This is a genomic window from Paraburkholderia suaedae (assembly GCF_040812055.1).
Taxonomy (GTDB): Bacteria; Pseudomonadota; Gammaproteobacteria; order Burkholderiales; family Burkholderiaceae; genus Paraburkholderia.
Genome location: NZ_JBFOAH010000065.1, coordinates 1 through 9811 on the forward strand (window position 1 = coordinate 1; position 9811 = coordinate 9811).

General features: G+C 58.7%; 10 protein-coding genes and 3 pseudogenes. 5 read left to right on the forward strand and 8 right to left on the reverse strand.

Features of this window, described 5'->3' with window-relative positions:
- Positions 1 to 79: pseudogene (locus ABQJ48_RS36880) on the reverse strand (IS6 family transposase); the annotation flags it as partial.
- Between the two features lie 89 nt (positions 80 to 168).
- On the opposite strand from ABQJ48_RS36880, the gene ABQJ48_RS36885 reads away from it, so the two are divergent.
- The 4 genes from ABQJ48_RS36885 to ABQJ48_RS36900 all read left to right on the forward strand — a co-directional run bounded on the left by ABQJ48_RS36885 (position 169) and on the right by ABQJ48_RS36900 (position 3991).
- Positions 169 to 609 (forward strand): hypothetical protein, encoded by a 441-nt coding sequence (locus tag ABQJ48_RS36885; protein WP_367842807.1) that lies wholly within the window; start codon positions 169 to 171, stop codon positions 607 to 609.
- Positions 610 to 1679: 1070 nt separating this feature from the next.
- The gene (locus ABQJ48_RS36890; RefSeq protein WP_367842808.1) at positions 1680 to 2519 is read left to right on the forward strand and encodes a hypothetical protein; all 840 of its coding nucleotides are present in this window, start codon (positions 1680 to 1682) and stop codon (positions 2517 to 2519) included.
- Between the two features lie 276 nt (positions 2520 to 2795).
- The gene (locus ABQJ48_RS36895; RefSeq protein ID WP_367842809.1) at positions 2796 to 3275 is read left to right on the forward strand and encodes a hypothetical protein; all 480 of its coding nucleotides are present in this window, start codon (positions 2796 to 2798) and stop codon (positions 3273 to 3275) included.
- Between the two features lie 296 nt (positions 3276 to 3571).
- A complete protein-coding gene (locus tag ABQJ48_RS36900; RefSeq protein WP_367842810.1) occupies positions 3572 to 3991 on the forward strand; it encodes a hypothetical protein in 420 nt (139 codons plus the stop codon).
- Position 3992: 1 nt separating this feature from the next.
- Here ABQJ48_RS36900 and ABQJ48_RS36905 read toward each other — a convergent pair.
- From ABQJ48_RS36905 to ABQJ48_RS36920, 4 genes and pseudogenes are all read right to left on the reverse strand, one after another.
- Positions 3993 to 4994: pseudogene (locus ABQJ48_RS36905) on the reverse strand (ISNCY family transposase); the annotation flags it as partial.
- A 210-nt stretch (positions 4995 to 5204) separates the two neighbouring features.
- Positions 5205 to 5629, reverse strand: a pseudogene (locus ABQJ48_RS36910) (ISNCY family transposase); the annotation flags it as partial.
- 394 nt (positions 5630 to 6023) lie between these two features.
- Positions 6024 to 6497 carry an RES family NAD+ phosphorylase gene (locus tag ABQJ48_RS36915; RefSeq protein ID WP_172318975.1) on the reverse strand — a complete coding sequence of 158 codons (474 nt, stop codon included), beginning with the start codon at positions 6495 to 6497 and terminating at the stop codon, positions 6024 to 6026.
- Positions 6494 to 6922: an antitoxin Xre/MbcA/ParS toxin-binding domain-containing protein gene (locus ABQJ48_RS36920; RefSeq protein ID WP_046565320.1), complete on the reverse strand. Its 429-nt coding sequence runs from the start codon at positions 6920 to 6922 to the stop codon at positions 6494 to 6496. Before ABQJ48_RS36920 ends, ABQJ48_RS36915 begins: the two co-directional genes overlap by 4 nt.
- Before the next feature lie 323 nt (positions 6923 to 7245).
- On the opposite strand from ABQJ48_RS36920, the gene ABQJ48_RS36925 reads away from it, so the two are divergent.
- A complete protein-coding gene (locus ABQJ48_RS36925; RefSeq protein WP_153141799.1) occupies positions 7246 to 7401 on the forward strand; it encodes a hypothetical protein in 156 nt (51 codons plus the stop codon).
- A gap of 542 nt (positions 7402 to 7943) precedes the next feature.
- Here the strand turns inward: ABQJ48_RS36925 and ABQJ48_RS36930 are convergent.
- The 3 genes from ABQJ48_RS36930 to ABQJ48_RS36940 all read right to left on the reverse strand — a co-directional run bounded on the left by ABQJ48_RS36930 (position 7944) and on the right by ABQJ48_RS36940 (position 9510).
- Complete coding sequence (locus ABQJ48_RS36930; RefSeq protein WP_367842811.1) at positions 7944 to 8252, reverse strand: type II toxin-antitoxin system RelE/ParE family toxin; 309 nt, start codon at positions 8250 to 8252, stop codon at positions 7944 to 7946.
- Positions 8240 to 8524, reverse strand: a complete 285-nt coding sequence (locus ABQJ48_RS36935) for a CopG family ribbon-helix-helix protein (RefSeq protein WP_367842812.1) — start codon at positions 8522 to 8524, stop codon at positions 8240 to 8242. Before ABQJ48_RS36935 ends, ABQJ48_RS36930 begins: the two co-directional genes overlap by 13 nt.
- A 179-nt stretch (positions 8525 to 8703) precedes the next feature.
- Entirely contained in the window at positions 8704 to 9510 is an 807-nt protein-coding gene (locus ABQJ48_RS36940; protein ID WP_367842813.1) for an alpha/beta hydrolase, read from the reverse strand.
- Positions 9511 to 9811: the final 301 nt, after the last annotated feature.

Below are 9811 nucleotides of genomic sequence, written 5' to 3' on the forward strand. Positions count from 1 at the left end.
GGAAGTACCAGCGAACGGCGCAGCTGATGACGATAGCAGGGAAACGGTGGCCGTGATAAAGCGATTTGGTCTTCTTCATCGCTTCATTCTACCGCCCCATCTCCAGCAACCTGACAGTGCCGTGGCGACGTCTGGCCGGATGGTGCTCTTTCGGACCTTTTGTGGAACGTGGAGCGTCAGGTTGAAGCGATGGTTGCGGCGGAACTCCCGTGCGGCTACCTCGGGTTTGCAAAGGTGCGCAGCACCGGTCTTCGCCTGAAAGTGGATCCGGCAGCGTTGTATCGAGCCGAGACGGGTGTCGACCGAACACTTACCGGATGGTATGCGAAGGACGGCGCAGATGAGGTAGTTTTGACAGTCAGAGGTGAGCTGATCGTGCGAGCCGCATGCGACAGCAGATCAGACTCGACCGGACCGAAGCTTGGCTGGATGTTGGACGAAAACGCGACCTTGTATCTGTTTGCGGTGAAGGAGGGCGCTGACTCAAAAAAAGAGGTGGCAGCTCTCGAGGAAATCGACAATCGCATTGCGGACCTGCTCAGGGCAATCCTTGCCAAGGAGGCAGTAGGTAATGTCCGATGGCTGGACTTCATGGAGCCGATCATCTAGGTCAAGCGACCCAGACGAAGGATCTCAAAGCCGCGGAGCAGGGTAAACCGGATTTTATCTTTGTGGATAACTAAATTAATGACGAGGAATCAGATGTTGAGCAAGGTGACGATTTACCCGGAAGGTCTTTGCTTTTCGATGGCGCATCGGCGTTTTGGATAAACAGCAAGCCGTTCCCAAGCCATGTATCAGGAAATAGAAGCAAGATGAGTCTTGAGGACGTACCCGACGATTTTCCCCGGGATGCAATGCCCGGTGTAGTGGCTGGCGCGCAGCCGAAGGTTTGCGTCAGGTTATCTGGCGAAATGTATATCGCCGGCCAAACAAGCGACGAGCGGTACGAACGATGGAACGTCTGCGAAGACCTGGTTCACCAACTCGTTCCTGTTGCAAGGAAGGAAGCTGGCGCACGCCCCGCACAGTCCCACGCTGCAACGTTAGAGCGTGTGCAAGTCGCGGTAGCACGCAAGGATTGGGTAACTTCGGCCGAGTTGACGTGGATGATGCGTCGCTTGAAAACCGTTTTGGGTTGGTAGCCTTATGTCGCAGCTATCCGGCTGATACACCGGACCGACAAGCGGAAGAGTCGACCGTTGAGCCCTTGTGGGGCCAGGTTGCGTGAAAAACTCAACTATCCAGGCCCGCTTTCCATTGCGGACCCGCCCGAGAGATAAATTGACGAATCCAAATGATCTCCGACCTGCTTGCGCCGCACCCTGGTGTGCAACTGATACTGACTACCGCGTGGGTTGCGACAATAGGGAGGCACGAACCGCCGAGTTGCTGCCCGTCGAACTCAGTGCCCGGGTGGTCGGGACGACGTTGCATCATCCACCACGCATGGGCGAGGTCCGTTCCGGCACGGGGAGAACCATGTCCATTCTGAGGCACGTGGCAGCCTGCGGAATCGAAACCTGGCTTGCTGTCGGTGATGTCCTGTATGGCGTGCCCGGCGGGAAGGAGGACCATTTTCTGCGTGTGTCCTCGGATACAGCACTGGGTACGCCCGGTGTTCGCCACGCGCTTCGTGAGTGGCTTGCAGCGAACGCGACAGCATCCCGGTTGCAGCCGTGAAATACAAAATCCATGTCCGGATACGGGGGACTGCGGTCATGAGAAAGTCCATGCCTCTCCGGAACATGCTGCGTCACCAAGCTACGCAGGCCCGACGCACCTTTGTGTTAAATGGAATACTGATTTCGGCGCGCGAGTTGTGTGCCCGTCTGCGAATCAACGAGAGGCGTCTCGAAAAGCTCGTCAGGGAAGGCAGCGTGTGCTCTCTGATAGTGGACGGCAGCGCCTATTATCCTGCTTTCTTTGTCGACCCACACTTGAATCAACGGCGGCTGCAGAGGATCTGTCGGATGCTTTTCCCTGCGCCTTCAGACGCGCGCTTTGATTTCCTTGCATCCAGACACGGGAGCCTGGGCGACCGTCGGCCGCTGGAGCTTCTTGATGACGATTGCGATTACACCCGGCTTCGTGCAAACGCGGCGGCCTGGGTGGCGCAGTGGTCGCAAACAACGGTCAAACTCTACGATGGTGAGCACGACGTCGAGCCCCAAAATGTTACGCCGCTTTATACCGCTGCCGCAGAGATTAATCCGAGGAGGTCAATTCTGGATCGTGCGTCGACTACGCTCGCGGCGTATGAATACGAGTTCCCCCACGAGCCGTATCCGGAAGCCCGGATCTTCACAGCCTTCGTTAAACATCAAAATGTAGGTGACGCTGAGCCACGACAGGATGCCTGCATGCGGATAGTTGTTGATGGTGACGTCATCCGGATATGCGTCGTTTATAACGAGGGACTGTCGCGGGAATCGCACGCCGTCGCTATCGGCAAGCATAGAAGCGTGGTCGATGTCGCCAGGAAAGCCTTCTACTATCTTCGGAGGCGGCGACCGTGATTTATGTCATACACATTCCCAGACCCGCGTGGCTCTGCTCGGTGGAGGACGTCACGCGCGTTGTGAATATGTCGCACGCCAGAGTCTGGTTACCCCGTCTCGTCACCGGCATTGAGCATGAGCACGAACGTGAAATCGTCGTTGCACGTAACGCGCCGACTGCCGCAAGTTCGTCATATATATGAAAGCCGAGGACTACTACCGCAAACACCGAAGGATTGCGCGCGGGGCGCTGCCCGAGTTGGCCCGCGTGCAGCCGAAGGGGGGATTTTACTCATGATTGCCGATACCGGAGCTACACCAACCCACACTAGCGTGGTCTTGCTCTTTCTTGATTACGATGGGGTTCCCGATCCCACAATAGCGATGTACGACGTCGAATACGACGGGGATCTGACGACCGTTACTCATTTTCGTCACGTCGAGAACAGTGCCCTGCCGTACGACAGGCCGCTCTTCAGCACGCTAGAGGAGCCGCTGAAGGTCCTGGAGATGTGTATAGAGAAGTGGAGCACACGATGCCCGAGCGACTGCATGACGGTTTTCATTGGCCGTAGTGCTTGCGCGGGCGCCGAAGTCGATCTGTTGGCGCGCCTGGATGTCACCGCCGGCAACGGGCTCGCCTGCGTAAGCGTTATGCGCGGAGACGGTCCTGCGGTCAACATGGGGCCGGTTCGCTACTCGCCGGATGACGACAAAGCAGCGATTGTGTTCAAAATCCTAGAGGTTCTGGGCCGTGGACACTCAAATCCTTGAACCGCATCAGCCGGGCCAGACGACAGTTTTGGTACAAGCCGCGAGGTACCTGGCCATCGATGCCGATGTCGTGTGCGAACCATACTGCGCTGTCGGGCAACGTCTAGATTGACATCGGCGCGGGCCGCCAGGATCTGGTTATCACATGGTATTTGAGCTAGCCAGCGTGGACTGCGTACCCGAAAAGACTGCTGCGCAAACACATCCTGCGTCCCGTAAATGCTATCCGGGGCGCTAGCAAGCCGTTCTGAGATTCGCCGGTACCCTTTTCAACGAATTTCGATTTTCTGACTGCGATGACGAGTGACGAACAGAGGCTGCTGACAATAGCGACGATGTACAGCGGCGTATACGAAGGCGGTCTGGCGGCCCTTACGCAAATGTGCGTCGTCGAAGGCAGTGCGCTGCCGGACGACACGCCGCCCGTCAGCGCGTTCGAAGAAGCGCTGACGCTCCTTGAGATATGTGTCGAGAAGTGGAGCACGCCACGTCCGAGCGATCGCATGACGGTGTTCATTGGTTGTCGTGCTCGCGCAGGCGCCAAAATCGAGCCGTTGGCACGACTGGACGGGACTGCTCGAAATGGGCTCTCTGGCGCAAGCGTTACTTGCGAAGACGGTCCTGTGGTCAATGCGGTGTCCGTGCGCTACTTGCCGGATGACGACACAGCAACGATTGTGCTCAAAATACTTTCGGTTCTGGTCCGTGAACACTGACAACACCCAGCACCTTCGACACGCGCCGCGGCACACGAACCGTCAGGATCAGTTCAAGATCGTCGTCGGCGCGCAGCGGGCGGTGTGCATCGAATGTGCTCCGCGGCATCTTGCCAAACCGGCCATTAAAGTCAGCGATGAAGTGGTGCGCGTAAGCATTGGCGGCCTCCTTCGTGCTGATTTCGCGTAGCCGCAGCTCCTTCACGAGACGATCCTGCAACGTCAGATTCGCGCGCTCGACGCGCCCCTTCGCCTGACTGCTGTTGGCGCAAAACGTATCCACATTGAGCTCGTACAGCGCGCGGCCAAACTGCGTGACACCCTTGCCTGGCGTCACCGAATGGCTGTTGCAGTGAAAGACGCTGGCCTTGTCGCTGTACAGCGCGACCGGCTTGCCATGCTGTTCAAGGTACGCGCGCATCGCCTCGAAGTATCTGAAGGTCGACTCGGTCGCCGTGAAGTGCAGCGCCATCAGCCGGCCCGTCGCATCGTCGATGAACACCAGCAGCGTGCACGCTGGCGCGCGTTCCTCGAACCACCGGTGATCACTGCCGTCGATCTGCACCAGCTCGCCCAGACACGCACGCCGGTTTCTCGGCTGGTGAAGCTTGGGCGGCCGCTGTTTGCGCGGAATCCACAGCCCCGCATCGCGCATCCAGCGCCGCACGGTTTCCTTCGCCAGCACCACGCCATGACATTCGGCCAGCTTCTCGCACGCCAGCGTCGGCCCAAAATCGGCATAGCGTTCGCGCACCAGCGCCATCGCCCGCGCCCGCAGGTCCACCGGCAGTTCGCGATTGCTGGGCTGGCCACGCCGCGCCGAGATGAGCCCGGCCGGTCCAGCGGCCTCATAGCGCCGCACCAGCCGGCTGACCTGACGTTCGCCCAGCTGCAGCCGTTCCGCCGCCAGTACGATCGTCAGGCGACGCTGGACGACCGCCTCGATGATCTTCACGCGCTCGAGCTCGTGCATGCTGATCGTGATGAATCCACGTCCGTTCATGGTCTGGCTCCGGGCTGTCCGTGATGCCGCAGCCTGCGCCACAGCAGCCAGCCCGGAGCAGGAAACCAGACATTTCTAATGAGCCAGAACCGGACATTTCTAAAAAGCCCTGACAGTCCTGTCGAGGCCATTTCAAGATGTCGTAGCGGCAGCTAAATACAAATGTCGGGTTTTTTAGGGTTAAAAGGTCTGTCTTTCATGGGTTACTGATCACGCAGTGTCGAAGGATCCGTTGTGAATGGGCAGGGCGCTTACGTCTGTTTCGACTGACCTTGCAGACCACCGGCCAGGTTTACGGGTTGCGGTTTTATCTGTCTTTGCTGGGCAAGATCCACGATGACATGCTCGATGTCAGTCTGGGTGAATTCGCGCTGCTTCTTCTTGTCCGGCGAGCGGCTTTGAGATCTGGTCGGCGCGCCCAGATGCGTTCTTGACGGCGCCTTGCCTATCCGACTGTTATCGCGTTGCGCCTGAATCGCCTGCGAGACCTGGAGCACGTGACCCAGACGCTTGTGCTCGACGATGGCCCCCTGATCGACTTCTGCCAGCCGGTCATATGAGTGGCACGCAATCGCCTTGCCATCTGCACGGAGCTCGATACGCCCGTCCGAGTACTCCCACACCTCAGTCGTTCGGCAGCACGTCCAGGTTTCAGAACCCTATCCACAACAGCCTGGATCACCTTCAGTCGGTCGAGTTCGCGCATGTTCAGTGTCACCAGTGTCGCTGGATGCATGGCCGGCTCCGTAATCCCGCAGGGAACCGGCAAGCATACCGAGACCAGAACACGACATTTCTATAAAGCTATTACAAGTCCAATTGTTGATAATTAAGGTTATGTCAAATTATCCGGGCAATTGAAAGAAACTGACAGCGGTGTCGGCTTTGGCAAGCAGACATGGAGAATACAAGAAGACGCTGCACTGGCCATTGCGAGTGGCGATTGCGAACTAAACTCGAAGCAACGTCCCAGTCATTTCCGTTGAGGAGCAAAGCGTCGAGGCGAGGCTGGCCGACCACCATCGTAATCTAGGAGTGTCCGACCGTCGGCATTACAAAGAGGCGTTCATCCCACACCACGGGTTGCGGCTCGGTCACAACAATCCGCGTCGCGTCGGGGTGTGCGGGATTGACAAGCACGTTGAACTCTGCACGCACGACGACGGAAGGTACCATCAGGAGCGCGGTACGCGACTCGGTCAGCCAGGCGTCGCCGAACTCCCTTGCCGCCTGCAGTGCTGGCGCATCCCATCCCCTTGGCAACGATTCGGCCGAATGGAGTTCGACGCGAATATCGTCAGGAACCGCTGCTTCAACCCATCCGTGTGTCTTCGGCACCTTGCCGATGCGCGCATGAACAAGAACCTCGAGCATCGCACCGGCGAAGGTCGACGCGGCGTAGATGACCGGTCGCCCCGGGCTATTGAAGCGGCCGCCCACCAGCATCGCGCCGGTGCCGCTCCAGACCGTATGTCGAGTATCGGCGATTCGAAACAACTTCACGCCGGCAACCCATAAAACAGTTTCCAGAGCAGCTCTTCGACCCGGCGCGCGCCGAGCTCGGTCAGCGCAACATCGAGTGGCGCCCGCCCTTCGAGCTCCGGGTGCGGCGTCGACAGGAATTCCCGCGCGTCCTCTTCGTCGTTCCAGACGTAGGCCGTCGTCGCGACGATCCTGGCCAGCCGCTCAGTCTTTTCCGATTCGTCTGGCGTCAGCCGATCGCGACGCCGCTTATAAGTCGCTTCGGGGATGATGCGGGCAAGTAGCGCACGCCGGGCGTCAGCGCCCTGAGTCGCATGTTCGACGCCCGCGCGCAGCGCGGACTTGGGCAGTCCGTCGCGGACAAGTGCTTCGAGTTCCGCGAGCGTGTGTGGGACCTGCCGCAGTTCCATGACTGCGGCCACTGCCTCAGGGGTAATCAGTGACATGCGACTCCCGAATAAAGTATCAGTTGATACCCGATCATAGCGCAATTGATACTGTCCGCAAACCCATCTTCTAGCAGGCTCCAGCGGGGAAAGCGCCTAGACGGCTTAAACCATATATAGTGCCTGCACAAGCCCATGTGATCGGTAGATGCGATCTGATGGCTGTGTTATAGTGCACTGCACAAAATTCGTCCGGTGGGCAAGCGCGATCCGACGACCGCGTCCGGCGTTGTCGGGTTGCGGACCGAGATGCCGCTGAAGTTGAGTCGACACGCCTGTCAGCTACGTCCAGTTTCTGTCTACATCATCAAAATGAGGTCCCTGTGAAATACCTTACCCGCATTGCCGCGTCTGGAGCACTCCTGGTTGTCGCTCTCGGTATCGTAACCTTCGCCCAGATCAAGTTCGCGCCGCAATCCGCAGACAACAACCCGGTCGCACGGATCGTCCTGAACGTCGAATCGCAACTGAACGGTTGAGCGACTCCACCGCCGTATATCGCTCGCGCCCCGCAGGCAAAGAAAAACCCGCCAGGCTCCGAAGAGAACTGGCGGGTTTGAGCTACTGATTTCGGATTCACATACCTGCGATGGCAACGGAGTTGACGCCTGCTCAGGCTCCTCCACCGACCAGTCAGCCTCCATGTTCACGGCATCCAACACCTTGGCAGGTCACCAATCGTCAATTCGAGACGCTTCATCGTGGCCTCGTGAGACAGGCAATCTTTCCCCTTCGACGTTTCGATTATCAGAAACTTGAAGAGCGTGTCGCCACACTGATCCAGCGCAAGCCAGCCCTCCCCGCCCTGCGTAAATTGTCACCGCAACCTGAAGGCATGGGCGAATCCAGAATTTGTGCAGCAGCCTCCTGCACAAATTGAAGCCTCGTCGACCTAGAAGACATAGGATTTCGAATTAAACGTCGATCAAAACAATTATGTCAAGTGACGAGACCGATACCAGCGCGTGTCTGCAAACTTTCAGGCACGCGTACCGACGTGCGCCGCCCGTGCGGAGCTTCGTTAGCTACGGAAGCGCCGGTATCGCAACTCCCGCTGGCTGCGAATGGCGACCACGAGCACAACATCCAGCTCCGCGACCAATCGGTAAAGCGCAAGGTAGCCGTGAATTCCATTGGAAATCACCAACTCCCGCAGCGGGCTCGTCGCGCCGACGGGTCGTCCGATTTGCGGACTCGACTGAAGGATGTCCAGCGCGCGAACAATGTCGTCAATGCGGGTCGCCGCGGTCTCCGGGACATGCTCGAACAGGAACTCGAAGATACGGTCAAAATCCTCGCGAATTTCAGGCGCGAGGATTATCCGCGCCATGTCTTGACCTTGGGGGCAGCCTGAACGTGGCCCGCGGCGCGTTTGCCCAGATAGTCACGCATGTCGGCCCAGTCGATTCCGAGCCCGTTCGTCAGCATGTTGGCGAGCCGATCATTCCCTTGGTTGAGAAACTCATGCCGCAACTCTTCGCTGGTAACTCTTTCGGCAATCGCCTCAAGCATGAAGCTGTGTGCGGTTGTTCCCGATTCCTCCGCAAGTTTCGCCACCCGGTCGCGTAGGTCCGGCGGCAGGCGCAACGTGGTGGTGGACATGGCGACCTCCTAATGTGTCACAACTGTGCTACATCATACTCCTGTCCTCTCGTCGCTGCACGCGTAGGTCGCCTCCTGATCAGGATAAAAAAGGGACACGTTCTGTTATGCCAAGTGAACGAGGCAGTCGGCAAAACTCTAGTGGTCCCTCGCTGCCCCAAGGTCATGCCGGCGGCGCTTCACCCGGCGCGAAGCCACGCAAGGATCTGCTTCCAGTCGGCCTGACTCATGGCCCCGAACCAGTCGTCATGATCGGCTGTCGGTAATAATAGAAACCGCGCGTGATCGTGTTCGCTCGCGAACCGGCGTGCATGCGCGACGGGAATCAACGTGTCCTGCTGCGCACCGACGATGACGACCGGCCCGTCGTAGCGCGACACCGCCGCGATGGAATCGAAGGGATCATGCAGCAGCCAGCGCATCGGGAAAAGCGGGTATTTCTCCGCGGCGACATCGGCGAGCGAATCCCACGGCGTGATAAGCACGACGCCTGCCACCGCCGCCTCGTTGCCTTTCGTCACTTGCGACGCCATGCCGGCGCCCAGTGATTCCCCGACCAGAAAGACGGGCCCGCCCCATTGAGCGAGCGTTCCCGTCAGGGCCCCGCGCGAGGCCGCCACCGCCGCCTTCATCGTGCGTGCGCCCAAACGGTTGCCGTGTCCCGGATACTCGACGATGACCACGCGATATCCATTGCGCACCAAGACATCAGCGAGTGGCAGCTTCGTCTGTGCCGACTCACCGTTACCGTGATAGACGATAAACGTGCCGCGCGCCCGCTTTCCGGCCGGCGTCACGACATAACCCGCGTAGTCGCCGTGCGTCCTCAAGACGGCAATGTCGTCGCCAGCGTGCATGACCGTCCGCAGATCGGTCGCATCAGGCGTAGACGGCAGCAGGATGCGATCCTGCATGAGAAACAGCGCGACCATCGCGCAAAGATACGCTGCGACGGCCAGAATGAAGACACAGGAAAATTGGCGCATGCCATATGTCCCGCGCGGTTGGCTGCGTGGAGGTGACACAATAGTGTCCATGCTGGTGCGGATTCACACGCGCATCAAATCAAACGTTAGCAGAGCTTGAATTCGATTGCTTTGCGCGCGGTGACGGGGTCGATCGGAACAGATCCACCTCCTTTCCGTTGAGCAGCGAGGTCAGTAGGGCGTTGTCAAGTTGGCGGCTGGAAGTCAACTATTCGGCACACGCGTAGTTATCCTTATCAGATAACTGTCTCGATTGCGGCAGAGACAGTCCAATCATGCCATGTTCCGAGGCGTTCTTTTA

Coding starts and splice junctions, on each gene's coding strand:
- ABQJ48_RS36895 (WP_367842809.1), top strand. CDS start 2,796: ATGATTGCCGATACCGGAGCTACACCAACCCACACTAGCGTGGTCTTG.
- ABQJ48_RS36900 (WP_367842810.1), top strand. CDS start 3,572: ATGACGAGTGACGAACAGAGGCTGCTGACAATAGCGACGATGTACAGC.
- ABQJ48_RS36920 (WP_046565320.1), bottom strand. CDS start 6,922: ATGTCACTGATTACCCCTGAGGCAGTGGCCGCAGTCATGGAACTGCGG.
- ABQJ48_RS36930 (WP_367842811.1), bottom strand. CDS start 8,252: ATGGCGCGGATAATCCTCGCGCCTGAAATTCGCGAGGATTTTGACCGT.
- ABQJ48_RS36935 (WP_367842812.1), bottom strand. CDS start 8,524: ATGTCCACCACCACGTTGCGCCTGCCGCCGGACCTACGCGACCGGGTG.
- ABQJ48_RS36940 (WP_367842813.1), bottom strand. CDS start 9,510: ATGCGCCAATTTTCCTGTGTCTTCATTCTGGCCGTCGCAGCGTATCTT.